The sequence below is a fragment of the Micromonospora sp. CP22 genome (genome assembly GCF_009712475.1).
In the GTDB taxonomy this organism is placed as follows: Bacteria; Actinomycetota; Actinomycetes; order Mycobacteriales; family Micromonosporaceae; genus Micromonospora.
The window spans coordinates 226,605-239,867 of the sequence record NZ_VCJO01000006.1; the positions used below are offsets into that span (position 1 = coordinate 226,605).

Here is a 13,263-nt window from a genome sequence, read left to right on the forward strand (position 1 = left end):
CTTGGTGACGGTGGGTACCGATCGATGCGGCAATCGATGCGATATGTTACCTGATAGTGACGCTACGTATTGACTTGCCTGCTGCCGGTTGCGTCCTCGGGCCCGGCCCGCATGAGGTGGTAGCATCGCCCGTCATGCCGGTGCGTACGGCGACTCCAGGTCCAGCTGGAGGTGTCCGAGGGCAGCGCGACGACGGCGCAACCCCGTCGGTCCGGCGCGGAAATCGATGATCTCAATCAGCCGGTTATCAGGGGTGGACCAGTCGTGACCGTTCGTCAGTCGATCGTCTTCAACGGTGACCTCGGCAGCGGCAAGAGCACTGTCTCGGTCGAGATCGCCAAGCGGCTCGGCATGCGCCGGGTCAGCGTCGGTGACCTGTATCGCAAGATGGCCCAGGAGCGGCAGATGACCGCTCTCCAGCTGAACCTGCACGCCGAGTTGGACCAGGCCGTCGACGGCTACGTCGACCAGCTCCAGCGGGACATCGCCGCCTCCGGCGAGAGCCTGGTCATGGACTCCCGGCTGGCCTGGCACTTCTTCACCGACGCGCTCAAGGTGCACATGATCACCGAGCCGGGTGAGGCCGCCCGTCGCGTCCTGCTGCGCCCCTCCGGTCCGGCCGAGAGCTATACCTCGCTGGAGGAGGCGAAGGCGAAGCTCAAGGAACGCAGCGAGAGCGAGCGCAACCGGTTCCTGGTCCGGTACGGCGTGGACAAGGCCCGGCTGCGCAACTACGACCTGATCTGCGACACCACCCGGGCGTCCGCCGACGAGGTGATCGAGAGCATCATCGACGCGTACGAGGGACGGCTCGCGCCCGAGGTGCTGCGCGGCGCGCCTCCGCTGCTGCTGCTCGACCCGGGACGGGTCTACCCGACCGAGGAGATCGGCGGCCTGCGCGGCCTGTGGGACTCGACCTCCGTGCCCGAGGTCCCCGCCGATGAGACCGGCCTGGAGCCGTTGGACATCGGCTACACCGGCGAGTACTTCTTTGTGGTCAACGGACACCGTCGGCTCAGCGCCGCCCTGCGCAACGGCGTGCGGCTGGTGCCGGGTCGGCTGGTCGCCGAGGTCGAGGAACCGGTGGTCGGTGGGGTGAGCGCGATGGACTACTTCGTCGCCCAAACCCGCCCCAGCCTGATCCACGACTGGGAGGCGGCCCACGACATCCAGCTGCCGTTGCCGGAGCACGCGCTGCTCGCCGGCGACGCGGTGCTCGCCGGGGAGAGCGGCTGACCGGCCAGGCGGCGCCGGTCGGGGTGAGCGGCTGACTCGCCAGGCGGTGCCGGCCGCGGAAGGCGGCCGTGCGCGGTACCACGGCGACGGCGTCGCGCGGGATGATGGAGCCTCCAGGATCCCCCCAAGGAGGCCGGATGGATGTCGCCGAGGCGTTCGCGTCGCTCATGTCGCCCGAAGGGCGCGTAGACCCCTATCCGGCGTACGAACAGCTGCGTGCCCACGGACCGGTCGCGCAGACCGGTCCGGGCGTGTATGCGGTCACCGGTCACGCCGAGGCCGACGAACTGCTTCGGGACGCCCGGATCCGGGTGCTCGACGAGCACCTGCGCGACGGCATCCTGCCCGACTGGCGGCAGAGCCCGGCCGTGTCCTCGATCGCCCGATCCATGTTGCGTACGAACCCGCCCGACCACAGCCGGATGCGTCGCCTCGTCACCGGCGCCTTCACCCCCCGCCGGATCAACGCCATGCGCGAGGTGGTCGCGGCGCAGACCGACGAACTGATCGACGGGATGACCACAGCCGGCCGGGGTGGGGCGGCGGTGGACTTCATGGCCGAGTTCGCCTACCCGCTGCCGGTCGGGGTGATCTGCGAACTGCTCGGCGTGCCCGCCGCCGACCGCCCGCTGTTCCGGCGCTGGACGGCCGACCTGACCGGAGTCCTGGAGCCCGAGATCAGCGCGGCGGAACTGGCCGTGGCCGACGCCGGTGCCACCGAGCTGCGTGACTACTTCACCGAACTGGTGGCCGCCCGTCGCCGCGCACCGGCCGACGACCTGACCACCGCCCTGGTGCAGGCGCACGACGCCGGTGACCGGCTCTCCGGTGACGAACTGTTGGCGAACCTGGTGATCCTGCTGGTCGCCGGTTTCGAGACCACCACCAACCTGCTCGGCAACGGGTTGGCGGTGCTGCTGGCCCACCCCCGGGAGGCCGAGGGGCTGCGCCAGCAGCCGCAGCACGCCCCGGCGTACGTGGACGAACTGCTCCGTTTCGACTCGCCGGTGCAGCTGACCACCCGCGTCAACGCCGAGGCGGTCGACCTCGACGGGGTCGAGGTGCCGGCGGGCAGCTGGATCCTGCTGCTGCTCGGCGCGGCCAACCGCGACCCACGGCGCTACCACCGACCGGAGCGGTTCGACCCGTGGCGGGCCCAGCTGAGCCCGCTCTCCTTCGGTGCCGGGCCGCACTACTGCCTGGGGGCGGGTCTGGCCCGGCTGGAGGCCCAGATCGCCTTCCCGGCGTTGCTGCGCCGATTGCCCACCCTGGCGCTGGCCGGGCAACCTCGGCGTCGGATCCGGCTGACCCTGCGTGGGTACGATCACCTGCCGGTCACCGTGGGTGCACCGCCGTCGACCGGGGAGGGTGGTGCGCCGGGCGGCGCGGCTACCGGCAGTCCGTAGACTGGTACGGCATTCCCGTCCTGCCGTGAAGGAGCCCATCCGCGTGACCGTCCAGCCCATCCGTCTGTTCGGAGACCCGGTGCTGCGCACGCCGGCCGATCCGGTGGTCGACTTCGACGTCGAGTTGCGAAAGCTCATCGAGGACCTGACCGACACCATGCGTGAGCAGGGTGGCGCCGGTCTCGCCGCGCCGCAGCTGGGCGTGGGCCTGCGGGTGTTCACCTTCGACGTCGACGACGTGGTGGGTCACCTGGTGAACCCGGTGCTGGAGTTCCCCGACGAGGAGGAGCAGGACGGCCCGGAGGGGTGCCTGTCCATCCCCGGGCTCTACTTCGACACCAAGCGTCGGCAGAACGTCATCGCCAAGGGCTTCAACGGCTACGGTGACCCGATGCAGATCGTCGGCACCGGGTTGATGGCCCGCTGTGTGCAGCACGAGACCGACCACCTCGACGGGGTGCTCTTCGTCGACCGGCTGGACCCGGCCGGCCGCAAGGAGGCGATGAAGGCGATCCGTCAGGCCGAGTGGTACGACCCGGCCGCCCCACCGACGGTCAAGCTGAGCCCGCACGCCGCCGGTAACCCGTTCGGTCTGGGGCGGTGACCCGATGCGCGTGATCTTCGCCGGTACGCCGGCCGTCGCTGTTCCGGCCCTGTCCGCCGTGGCCGAGTCCCAGCACGAGGTGATCGCCGTGGTCACCCGTCCGGACGCGCCCGCCGGGCGCGGTCGGGGTCTGGTCCGTTCCCCGGTCGGCGCGTGGGCCGACGAGCGGGGCATCGAGGTGTTGACCCCGGCGCGTCCGCGTGAGCCGGAGTTCCTGGACCGGCTGCGCGAGCTGGCTCCGGACTGCGTGCCGGTGGTCGCCTACGGCGCGCTGGTGCCGCCGGTCGCGCTGGAGATCCCCCGGCACGGCTGGGTGAACCTGCACTTCTCGCTGCTGCCGGCGTGGCGGGGAGCCGCGCCGGTGCAGCACGCCGTGCTGCACGGCGACGAGGTGACCGGCGCCAGCGTCTTCCAACTGGAGGAGGGGCTGGACACCGGTCCGGTCTACGGCACGGTCACCGACGAGATCCGTCCCACCGACACCTCCGGTGACCTGCTGGAGCGGTTGGCGCACAGCGGTGCCGGGCTGCTGGTGGCGGTGCTGGACGCGTTGGCCGACGGCACCGCGAGGGCGCAACCGCAGCCCGCCGACGGGGTGAGCCTCGCGCCGAAGCTGACCGTCGAGGACGCCCGGGTGCGCTGGGGCGACCCCGCCTTCGCGGTGGACCGACGGATCCGCGCGTGCACGCCCGCCCCCGGGCCGTGGACGACCTTCCGGGGCGATCGGGTGAAGCTCGGCCCGGTCACCCCGGCGCCCGACGCGCAGCCGCTGAAACCCGGTGAGCTGATGGTGTCCAAGGACCGGGTGCTGGCCGGCACGGCCACCGTGCCGGTCCGCCTCGGCGAGGTACGCGCGGCCGGCAAGCGGGCCATGGCGGCGACCGACTGGGCACGTGGTGCCCGGGTCGGTGCCGGCGAGGAGTTCGTGTGAGAGAGACCACCGCCCGTGGCGGCGCGGAGCGACGCGGATCCCGCCCCGGGCGACCGGTGGTCGACCGGGCCCGTTACGCGGCGTACGAGGCCGTCGCGGCGGTGCACCGCGACGACGCGTACGCCAACCTGGTGCTGCCGTCGATCCTGAGTGACTCGGGGCTGACCGGGCGGGACGCCGCCTTCGCCACCGAACTGACCTACGGCACCCTGCGCCACCTGGGCACGCTCGACGCCATCCTCACCGCCGCGGCCGGGCGGGACGTGCAGCGGATCGACCCACCGGTCCGCGACGCGTTGCGCATCGGCGCGTACCAACTGCTGCACACCCGGGTGCCGGCGCACGCGGCGGTCTCCTCCACCGTCGACCTGGTCCGCGCGGTGGGCCAGGGTGCCACCGGGTTCGCCAACGCGGTGCTGCGCGAGGTCGCCACCCGCGACGTCGACGGGTGGGTGTCCCGGCTCGCGCCACCGATCGAACAGGACCCGGTCGGGCACCTCGCACTGACCTACAGCCATCCGGAGTGGATCGTGCGGGCGTTCAACGAGGCGCTCGGCGGTGACCTGGGCGAGACCACCCGCCTGCTGATCGAGGACAACGAGCGTCCTCCGGTGCACCTGTGCGCCCGCCCCGGTCTGGTCGACCCGGTCGACCTCGCCGACGAGGTGGGCGGCGCGCCCGGCGCCTTCTCGCCGTACGCGGTATACCTGGCCGGCGGTGCGCCCGGTGACCTGGCGGCGGTGGCGGACGGGCGAGCCCACGTCCAGGACGAGGGTTCCCAACTGGTGGCGAACGCGCTCGCGTCGGCACCGGTGGACGGCCCCGACGGCCGGTGGCTCGACCTGTGCGCCGGGCCGGGCGGCAAGTCGGGTCTGCTCGGGGCGCTGGCCGCGCAACGGGACGCACGGCTGACCGCCGTGGAGATCGCCGAGCACCGGGCCCGGCTGGTCGCGAACGCCACCCGAGGGCTGCCGGTGACCGTGCTGAACACCGACGGCCGGCTGGTCGGCACCGAGGCGAAGCTGCCGGAGCAGCACTTCGACCGGGTGCTGGTCGACGCGCCCTGCACCGGGCTCGGTTCGCTGCGCCGTCGGCCGGAGTCGCGCTGGCGCCGACAGCCGTCGGACCTGTCGGCGCTGACCCGGTTGCAGCGTGAGCTGCTCGTCGCCGGGCTGCGGGCGGCCCGCCCGGGCGGGCTGGTGGCCTACGTGACCTGCTCGCCGCACACCGTGGAGACCCACGTGACGGTGACCGAGGCGGCCCGTCGCAGCGGAGTCCCGGTCGACTTCGTCGACGCGCGTACGGTGTTGCCGGCCGGGATGCCCGGCCTGGGCGACGGCCCGACGGTGCAGTTGTGGCCGCACCGGCACGGCACCGACGCCATGTTCCTGGCCCTGCTGCGCCGCACCTGACCCCGGCGCCGGTCGGGTCAGTTGATCGGTAGTGCCCGGGTACCGGCGCCCTTCACCGACCGGGTGAGGGTGCGGTTGCTGATCCAGAGGAAACACTGGACCGACCGGTTGCCGCTGCGCCACTCGCCTTCCGAGGGGTGGTAGAAGATCGTGCCGACCCGGTACTGGAGATTGCCGTCGTCGGGCACCTTGGCGTAGCGGGCGATGGTGCTGCGGCAGCCACGGTGGACCCGCTCCGGCTTCGCGAGGAGTTCCGACCAGCTGCTCTTCGGCGCCTGCCAGAGGCCCACGAACTCGGCCCGGTGCCGCTTGGTGCACCCGACGGCGACCATCTCGATCACCTCGTCGCCCTCGGTGCGGGCGTTGAAGCAGCCGTGCCGCAACGCCGACGAGCCGTCGAGTTCACCGGCCAGGCTGGCGGTACGGCGTACCGGCACCGGGGTGTCGAGGGCGCGCAACTCGTGCACATCGCAGCGGAACCAGCGGGCGCCGCCGGTCCACGCTCGCGGTGAGGGCAGGACGACGGTGAGGCCGATGCGGGCGGCACGCCAGTCGCCGCCCAGCGTGGTGCGGGCCTGCCGGTCGCATTCGCTGTACGCGGTGCGCATCGCCTTGCTGCCGACCGTCGGTGGTCGGGCCCCGGCGGTCTCGGTGAAGGCTCCGACGTGCAGCGTCTCGGCCCGGTGCGGTTCGGCGCAGTCGACCGGGGCGTACGCGCTGAGGTAGCCGACCTCCTGCGGCTGCCCGTGGCAGACGCCGTCGTCGGGGGTGAACACCGTGGGCACCGCCATCGACGCCCAGTCGTCGACCAGATCGCCGTCGATGCCGGCCGGCCTGGTGCAGCCGGTCGCCGCCAGCGCCGTCACGACGCCCAGCGCGACCCCGGTCACCCATCGCCGCATCACAGTCGACCTCCCGCTCCCGATTTCGAAGCGGGAGCATACGGCACCGGGCTCCGGCGCTGCCCGGGACGTTTGGCTCACCGCGCTCAGGTGACGGGCAGTCCCTTCGGGCCCACGCCACGCATCGACCCGGTCAGTTTGCGGTCGTCGCTCCACAGGATGCACCGCACGCCCCGGTCGCCCTCCTCCCACTCCCGCTGCGACGGCGGGTAGAAGATGGAACCGGCCCGGTAGGGCAGGTCGGCGTTGTTGGGTACGTCGGCGAAGGCGGCGATCAGCTCCATGCAGCGCTTGTGGGCCTGTCCGGCGGAGGCGCTGAACTGCTCCCAGCTCATGTCCCGCTCGACGTAGACGCCGACGAACTCGGCGCCGTGCGGCTCGGTGCAGAGCACCGGGGCCATGTAGTTCAGGCTGTCGCCGATGAGCTTCGGGTCGAAGCAGCGGTGCACCAGCGGTGAGTCACCGATCAGGGCGCCGCGCAGGCTGCCGGTGCGGTTGACCGGCCGGGTGTTGTCGATGCTGTCGGTCTCGCTCAGGTCGCACCGGAACCACCGGGCGCCGCTGTTCCAGGCGGGCACCGACGGCAGGGCGATGTTGAGGGTCAACCGGGCGGTGTGCCAGTCACCGCCGAGCACCAGCCGGGCCCGCTGGTCGCACTCGGCCCGGGCGGTACGCAACGCCGCCGACCCCGGTTCGGGGCGGTTGCCCTCGGCGGCGGCGTCGGTGAACGTGCCGACGTGGACCGTCTCGGCGAGGTGGCTGCGGGCGCAGTCCACCGTCTCGTACGTGCTGGCCTGGACGACCGAGGTGATCCGGGGCAGGCAGGCGTCGGTGGCCGGCACGAACATGGTCGGTGCCCGCATCGTCTGCCAGTCGTCGGTGAGATCGCCGTCTGTCCCGCCCGGCCGTACGCAACCGCTGAGCATCATCGCAGCGGTACTGGCCAGCCCCAGTGCCGCGAGCCACCGTCGCATCGTCCGCCCTTTCCGGGAGCCGCCGCCCGGCTGCCGGCTCCCGCGCCCACCGGCCTGCACGATACCGTCACCGTCCCCGATGGAGTGTTGCCGCGAATCGGTCGTCTGGCCAGCCGAAGTTGAGCTTCGTTCCGTTTCACCGGTCCGAAGGGGGTCATTCTGCACCATTGGTCACCTCCGGGTCACGGGGTGTCCCGGTTGCTGGCACGACGCCATGGCCGCTGGCCGCGTTCGTACACTGGCCCTGTGACCGTACCGCCGCCAATCGTCGCGCCCAGCATCCTCGCCGCCGATTTCTCCCGTCTCGCCGAGGAGGTCCGCGCCGTCGAGGGCGCCGCGGACTGGTTGCACGTCGACGTGATGGACAACCACTTCGTGCCGAACCTGACCATCGGGCTGCCCGTGGTGCAGAGCCTGCGGGCCGCCACCAAGCTGCCGTTCGACGTCCACCTGATGATCACCGACCCGCACCGTTGGGCGCCCGGCTACGCCGACGCGGGGGCGTACAACGTCACCTTCCACGCGGAGGCCTGCGACGACCCGGTGGCGTTGGCCAGGGACCTGCGGGCGGCCGGCGCCCGGGCGGGACTGGCGATCGACCGGGACACCCCGATCGAGCCGTACCTCGACCTGCTGCCGAGCTTCGACACGCTGCTGGTCATGACCATCAAGGCCGGGTTCGGCGGGCAGCGGTTCCTGCCGCACCTGCTGGACAAGGTCCGCACCGCGCGTCGCCACGTCGACGCCGGCCATCTGGAGCTGCGCATCGAGGTCGACGGCGGGATCGCCGCCGACACCATCGAGCAGGCGGCCGCGGCCGGCGCCGACGCCTTCGTGGCCGGTACCGCCGTCTACGGCGCCGACGACCCAGCCGAGGCGGTACGCCGACTGCGGGGGCTGGCCGCAGGCGCGGCTGCCGGGGGCTGACATGGAGACCTCCGACGATCGCAAGGACGTGATCCTCGTCGTCGACGACGACGAGGACATCGCCCGCTTCGTCGAGTTCAACCTGCGGTTGCAGGGCTTCGAGGTGATCCTCGCCGCGGACGGCCAGGAGGCGCTGGAGCTGATCGAGCGGCAGCGGCCGGACCTGGCCGTGGTCGACCTGATGATGCCGCGCGTCGACGGGCTGGAACTGACCCGACGGCTGCGCGCCGACCCGATGACCGCGGCGTTGCCGGTGATCATGTTGACGGCCAAGGGGATGACCCAGGACAAGGTCAACGGGCTCAACGCCGGCGCCGACGACTACCTGGTCAAGCCCTTCGACAACGCCGAGCTGGTCGCCCGGGTCAGCTCCACGCTGCGGCGCAACAAGGAGTTCCGGGAGGTTTCCCCGCTGACCGGGCTGCCGGGCAACAGCCGGATCCGTCGGGAGATCGCCGACCGGGTCCGCGCCGGCACCGACTACGCTGTCGGCTACATCGACATCGACCGGTTCAAGAGCGTCAACGACCGGTACGGGTTCGTCCGGGGGGACGGCTTCATCTCCGCGCTGGCCCGCAGCCTGCACCGGGCGGTGGTCGCGGTCGCCCTGCCACCGGCCTTCCTCGGCCACGTCGGCGGTGACGACTTCGTCTTCGTGTGCACACCCGAGCAGGTGCGGCCGCTCACCCTGCGCGTGTCGGTGGACTTCGAGAAGGCCGCCGACGCCCTCTACGATCCCACCGACCGGGAACGCGGTTACGTGGAGCTGAAGGACCGGCGGGGCAACATCCGCCGGGCCGCGCTGGTCACCCTCTCCATCGGTGTCGCGATCTCCGACTCCGACAAGCGCATCACCGACCCGTTGGAGGCGATGACCGTCGCCTCCGAGATGAAGACCGTGGCGAAGAGTCAACCCGGCTCGTACGTGGCGGTGGATCGCCGTCGCGGCGTGTCCGATCCCGGTCGCCGTCATGTGAAGTAGCTCGCCCGGGTGGCACGACGCCCCGCCGGACGTGTAAGACTTTGCTCAGTACCCACCACGCGCTGGCGGGACTCGGTGTAATTCCGAACCGGCGGTGATCCACGGTCCGACCGTGGTAAGCCCGCGACCCGGGAGCGGTTCGTCCGCCCGGTGGACCTGGTGAGAATCCGGGGCCGACGGTTGGGGGCGGCTCGGCCGCGCCCAGACAGTCCGGATGGGAGACAGCGCGCGGGACGGAAGGGGGCCGTGTGGCTCGCCGTGTTCGGCGCGCGCACGTCCTGGCCGGGGCGGCTGTGCCGTACCCGGATTCCGTTGCCTGCCGTGGCCACCCGGCCCGACTCCCCGCCCGCGCGTACGAGCGAGAGGGCGACGGCAGGCGATGGCGAGCGTCTCCGTGGACGAGGCGATGCGTCGTGCGATCGAACTCGCGGCGCGCGGGCTCGGCACCACCAGTCCCAACCCCGTGGTCGGCTGCGTGCTGCTCGACGTCGACGGCGAGGTCGTCGGCGAGGGCTTCCACGCGTACGCCGGGGGACCACACGCCGAGATCGTCGCGCTGGCCCAGGCCGGTCAGCGGGCCAAGGGCGGCACCGCAGTGGTCACCCTGGAACCCTGTGACCACGTCGGCCGCACCAACCCCTGTAGCACCGCGCTGGTCCAGGCGGGAGTGGCCCGGGTCGTGATCGCGGTACCGGACCCCAACCCGGTCGCCACCGGCGGCGCGGCCACGTTGCGGGCCGCCGGCGTCCGGGTCGACGTGGGTGTCCGCCGCACCGAGGCGGAGCAGGGCAACGTGGCCTGGCTGACCGCGATGCGCCGGGGCTGGCCGTACGTGATCTGGAAGTACGCGGCGACCATGGACGGCCGTTCCGCGGCAGCCGACGGCACCAGCATGTGGATCACCTCCGAGGCGGCCCGGATGGACGTGCACGCCCTGCGCGCCACCGTCGACGCGGTGCTCGTCGGCGTCGGCACGGTGCTCGCCGACGATCCCCGCCTCACCGTGCGCAACCTGCGCGACGGCAGCCTGGCCATCCGGCAGCCGCTGCGCGTGGTGGTCGACTCGACGGGGCGTACCCCGCAGGACGCCCGGGTGCGCGACGGTGCCGCCCGCACCTGGGTGGCCACCGCCGACGAGGTGGGCGCCGGCCCGGACGGCGGCGTCGACCTGCCGGCGCTGCTCGCCGCCCTGCACGCCCGTGGGATCCGGGCCGTGCTGCTGGAGGGTGGCCCCCGGCTCGCCGGGGCGTTCCTCGCCGCCGGCCTGGTCGACCGGGTGGTCGGTTACCTCGCGCCCCGACTGCTCGGAGCCGGGCCCGCCGCGCTGGTCGACGCGGGCGTGACCACCATCACCGAGGCCATCGACCTGGAACTCACCGACGTTACGCAGGTCGGTCCCGACCTGCGGATCACCGCGCTGCCCCGGAAGAGGGAGGGCTAGGCATGTTCACCGGCATCGTCGAGGAACTGGGCGAGGTCGTCGGGGTGACCCCGACGGCGGAGGACTCGACCCTGGTAGCGGTCCGTGGCCCACTGGTCACCTCCGACGCGCGACACGGCGACTCGATCGCGGTCAACGGGGTCTGCCTGACCGTCGTCGACGTCGACGGTGGGGTGTTCACCGCCGACGTGATGGGCGAGACACTGCGCCGCTCGGCGCTGGGCACGCTGCGCACCGGCGACCGGGTCAACCTGGAACGCGCCGCCGCGCTGGGCAGCCGCCTCGGTGGTCACCTGGTGCAGGGGCACGTCGACGGGGTGGGCGAGCTGCTCTCCCGGGAGCCCGCGCAGCGGTGGGAGACGGTCCGGTTCCGGTTGCCCACCGCGCTGTCCCGCTACGTGGTGGAGAAGGGCTCGATCACCGTCGACGGGGTCTCGCTGACCGTGGCCGAGGTCGCCGCCGACTGGTTCGCCGTCGGCCTGATCCCCACCACCCTGTCGGCGACCACGCTCGGCACCCGGTCCGTGGGTGATCCGGTCAACCTGGAGATCGACGTGCTGGCCAAGTACGTGGAACGGCTGTTGGGTGGCCCCGCGGTCGACGGGGCGGAGGTGCCGGCATGACCTTCGCCGACATCGAGCAGGCCCTGACCGAGATCGCGGCCGGGCGTCCGGTCGTGGTGGTGGACGACGCCGACCGGGAGAACGAGGGCGACCTGATCTTCGCGGCCGAGCTGGCCACCCCGGAACTGCTGGCCTTCACGGTGCGATACACCTCGGGCTTCATCTGCGTACCGCTCACCGAGAGCGAGTGCGATCGGCTCGACCTGCCGCCCATGCACCACACCAACCAGGATCGACGGCAGACGGCGTACACGGTGACCGTCGACGCCCGGGAGGGGGTGAGCACCGGCATCTCGGCGGCCGACCGGGCGCACACCATCCGGCTGCTCGCCGACCCGGCCACCGGCCCGACGGACCTGGCCCGCCCGGGGCACGTGGTGCCGCTGCGGGCCCGCGCCGGTGGGGTGCTGCGACGTCCCGGGCACACCGAGGCGGCCGTCGACCTGACCCGGATGGCCGGTCTGCGTCCGGCCGGGGTGCTCTGCGAGCTGGTCAACGACGACGGCACCATGATGCGGCTGCCGGACCTGGAGAAGTTCTGTGCCGAGCACTCGCTGACCCTGGTCACCATCGCGGATCTGATCGCCTACCGGCGGCGTACCGAGAAGCAGGTCGAGCTGGTCGCCGACGCCCGGATGCCCACCGAGCACGGGGTGTTCCGGGCGCTGGGCTACCGCAGCGAGTACGACTCGGCCGAGCACGTGGCGTTGGTGATGGGTGAGATCGGCGACGGCCGGGACGTGCTGGTGCGGGTGCACTCGGAGTGCCTGACCGGCGACGTCTTCTCGTCGGTGCGTTGCGACTGCGGGCCGCAGCTCAACGCCGCCCTGAGCCGGGTGGCCCGCGAGGGGCGGGGCGTGGTCCTGTACGTGCGCGGCCACGAGGGACGCGGCATCGGGCTGCTGCACAAGCTCCAGGCGTACCAGTTGCAGGACCAGGGCCGCGACACGGTGGACGCGAACCTCGACCTCGGCCTGCCGGCCGACGCGCGTGACTACGGCACCGGAGCGCAGATCCTCTACGACATCGGGGTTCGCTCGATGCGGCTGTTGACCAACAACCCGGCCAAGCGGGCGGGGCTGGAGGGCTACGGCCTGACCATCACCGGCCGGGAGGGGCTGCCGGTGCGTCCGCACCCGGAGAACGTCCGTTACCTGCGGACCAAGCGGGACCGGATGGGGCACCTGCTCGACCAGCTTGACGAGGTGTCCGAGGCGCCGATGGGACGTCCGGTGCCCGGCAGAGAGATCGGAGCGTAGGAGAGATGGCGGGTTTCGGTGAGCCGGGATCGACCCCGGTCGACGCTACCGGGATGACCGTCGGTGTGGTTGCCGCGCGGTGGCACGGTGACCTGACCGACCACATGCTCGACCGGGCGGTGGCCGCCGCGCAGGCGTGCGGCGCGCGGGCGGTGGTGGCCCGGGTGGCCGGCTCGGTGGAACTGCCCGTGGTGGCGCAGGCCCTGGCCCGACGCTGCGACGTGGTGGTCGCCCTCGGCGTGGTGGTCCGCGGTGCCACCGCCCACTTCGACTACGTCTGCCGCTCGGTCACCGACGGGCTGACCCGGATCGCCCTGGACGAGGGCAAGCCGGTCGCCCACGGGGTGCTCACGGTGGACACCATCGAGCAGGCCCGCGACCGTGCCGGGCTGCCCGACTCCGCCGAGGACAAGGGCTGGTCCTCCACCGTCGCCGCCCTCGACGCCGCGCTGGCCATCCGCCAGGTCACCGCCGCCGCCAACCACCGCGTCGGGTTCACCGGCTGACCGCGCCGAGGGCCCGGCTCGCTGGCCGCGCAACGGTGGGCCCTGACCGCGGGGAACACG

The 13,263-nt window shown here is 72.3% G+C and carries 13 protein-coding genes; 11 read left to right on the forward strand and 2 right to left on the reverse strand.

The window, feature by feature from the left end; all coding sequences use genetic code 11:
* Positions 1-264 precede the first annotated feature (264 nt).
* The 5 genes from FF096_RS13720 (at position 265) to FF096_RS13740 (ending at position 5,589) form a co-directional block, all read left to right on the forward strand.
* Positions 265-1,236 (forward strand): AAA family ATPase, encoded by a 972-nt coding sequence (locus FF096_RS13720; protein ID WP_309223250.1) that lies wholly within the window; start codon positions 265-267, stop codon positions 1,234-1,236.
* A gap of 137 nt (positions 1,237-1,373) precedes the next feature.
* Positions 1,374-2,642: a cytochrome P450 gene (locus FF096_RS13725; protein ID WP_155218005.1), complete on the forward strand. Its 1,269-nt coding sequence runs from the start codon at positions 1,374-1,376 to the stop codon at positions 2,640-2,642.
* A 43-nt stretch (positions 2,643-2,685) separates the two neighbouring features.
* A complete protein-coding gene (gene def / locus FF096_RS13730; protein ID WP_309223251.1) occupies positions 2,686-3,246 on the forward strand; it encodes a peptide deformylase in 561 nt (186 codons plus the stop codon).
* Positions 3,247-3,250: 4 nt separating this feature from the next.
* Positions 3,251-4,177 carry a methionyl-tRNA formyltransferase gene (gene fmt / locus FF096_RS13735; RefSeq protein WP_155218007.1) on the forward strand — a complete coding sequence of 309 codons (927 nt, stop codon included), beginning with the start codon at positions 3,251-3,253 and terminating at the stop codon, positions 4,175-4,177.
* Entirely contained in the window at positions 4,132-5,589 is a 1,458-nt protein-coding gene (locus tag FF096_RS13740; protein WP_155218009.1) for a transcription antitermination factor NusB, read from the forward strand. The genes fmt and FF096_RS13740 overlap by 46 nt, the downstream gene beginning before the upstream one ends.
* Positions 5,590-5,606: 17 nt before the next feature.
* Here FF096_RS13740 and FF096_RS13745 read toward each other — a convergent pair whose 3' ends face one another.
* Both FF096_RS13745 and FF096_RS13750 read right to left on the reverse strand, forming a co-directional pair.
* Positions 5,607-6,491: a septum formation family protein gene (locus FF096_RS13745; protein WP_155218011.1), complete on the reverse strand. Its 885-nt coding sequence runs from the start codon at positions 6,489-6,491 to the stop codon at positions 5,607-5,609.
* 86 nt (positions 6,492-6,577) lie between these two features.
* A complete protein-coding gene (locus tag FF096_RS13750) occupies positions 6,578-7,465 on the reverse strand; it encodes a septum formation family protein (protein ID WP_155218013.1) in 888 nt (295 codons plus the stop codon).
* Positions 7,466-7,711: 246 nt separating this feature from the next.
* Here FF096_RS13750 and rpe point away from each other — a divergent pair, with 246 nt between their 5' ends.
* The 6 genes from rpe (at position 7,712) to ribH (ending at position 13,203) form a co-directional block, all read left to right on the forward strand.
* Positions 7,712-8,392 carry a ribulose-phosphate 3-epimerase gene (gene rpe / locus FF096_RS13755; protein ID WP_309223253.1) on the forward strand — a complete coding sequence of 227 codons (681 nt, stop codon included), beginning with the start codon at positions 7,712-7,714 and terminating at the stop codon, positions 8,390-8,392.
* Position 8,393: 1 nt separating this feature from the next.
* Positions 8,394-9,374, forward strand: a complete 981-nt coding sequence (locus FF096_RS13760; RefSeq protein ID WP_155218015.1) for a response regulator — start codon at positions 8,394-8,396, stop codon at positions 9,372-9,374.
* 379 nt (positions 9,375-9,753) lie between these two features.
* Positions 9,754-10,815, forward strand: a complete 1,062-nt coding sequence (gene ribD, locus FF096_RS13765) for a bifunctional diaminohydroxyphosphoribosylaminopyrimidine deaminase/5-amino-6-(5-phosphoribosylamino)uracil reductase RibD (RefSeq protein ID WP_155218017.1) — start codon at positions 9,754-9,756, stop codon at positions 10,813-10,815.
* Positions 10,816-10,817: 2 nt separating this feature from the next.
* Positions 10,818-11,438: a riboflavin synthase gene (locus tag FF096_RS13770; protein WP_155218019.1), complete on the forward strand. Its 621-nt coding sequence runs from the start codon at positions 10,818-10,820 to the stop codon at positions 11,436-11,438.
* Positions 11,435-12,697, forward strand: coding sequence for a bifunctional 3,4-dihydroxy-2-butanone-4-phosphate synthase/GTP cyclohydrolase II (locus tag FF096_RS13775; RefSeq protein ID WP_155218021.1), 1,263 nt, complete (start codon positions 11,435-11,437; stop codon positions 12,695-12,697). Before FF096_RS13770 ends, FF096_RS13775 begins: the two co-directional genes overlap by 4 nt.
* Before the next feature lie 5 nt (positions 12,698-12,702).
* Positions 12,703-13,203, forward strand: coding sequence for a 6,7-dimethyl-8-ribityllumazine synthase (gene ribH / locus FF096_RS13780; protein WP_155218023.1), 501 nt, complete (start codon positions 12,703-12,705; stop codon positions 13,201-13,203).
* Positions 13,204-13,263: the final 60 nt, after the last annotated feature.

What these genes read in the sequence shown, in the direction of transcription:
- FF096_RS13775 (WP_155218021.1), top strand. Translation starts at nt 11,435, where the DNA reads ATGACCTTCGCCGACATCGAGCAGGCCCTGACCGAGATCGCGGCCGGG.
- ribD (WP_155218017.1), top strand. Translation starts at nt 9,754, where the DNA reads ATGGCGAGCGTCTCCGTGGACGAGGCGATGCGTCGTGCGATCGAACTC.
- FF096_RS13745 (WP_155218011.1), bottom strand. Translation starts at nt 6,491, where the DNA reads ATGCGGCGATGGGTGACCGGGGTCGCGCTGGGCGTCGTGACGGCGCTG.
- fmt (WP_155218007.1), top strand. Translation starts at nt 3,251, where the DNA reads ATGCGCGTGATCTTCGCCGGTACGCCGGCCGTCGCTGTTCCGGCCCTG.
- FF096_RS13760 (WP_155218015.1), top strand. Translation starts at nt 8,394, where the DNA reads ATGGAGACCTCCGACGATCGCAAGGACGTGATCCTCGTCGTCGACGAC.
- FF096_RS13770 (WP_155218019.1), top strand. Translation starts at nt 10,818, where the DNA reads ATGTTCACCGGCATCGTCGAGGAACTGGGCGAGGTCGTCGGGGTGACC.
- FF096_RS13725 (WP_155218005.1), top strand. Translation starts at nt 1,374, where the DNA reads ATGGATGTCGCCGAGGCGTTCGCGTCGCTCATGTCGCCCGAAGGGCGC.
- FF096_RS13750 (WP_155218013.1), bottom strand. Translation starts at nt 7,465, where the DNA reads ATGCGACGGTGGCTCGCGGCACTGGGGCTGGCCAGTACCGCTGCGATG.
- ribH (WP_155218023.1), top strand. Translation starts at nt 12,703, where the DNA reads ATGGCGGGTTTCGGTGAGCCGGGATCGACCCCGGTCGACGCTACCGGG.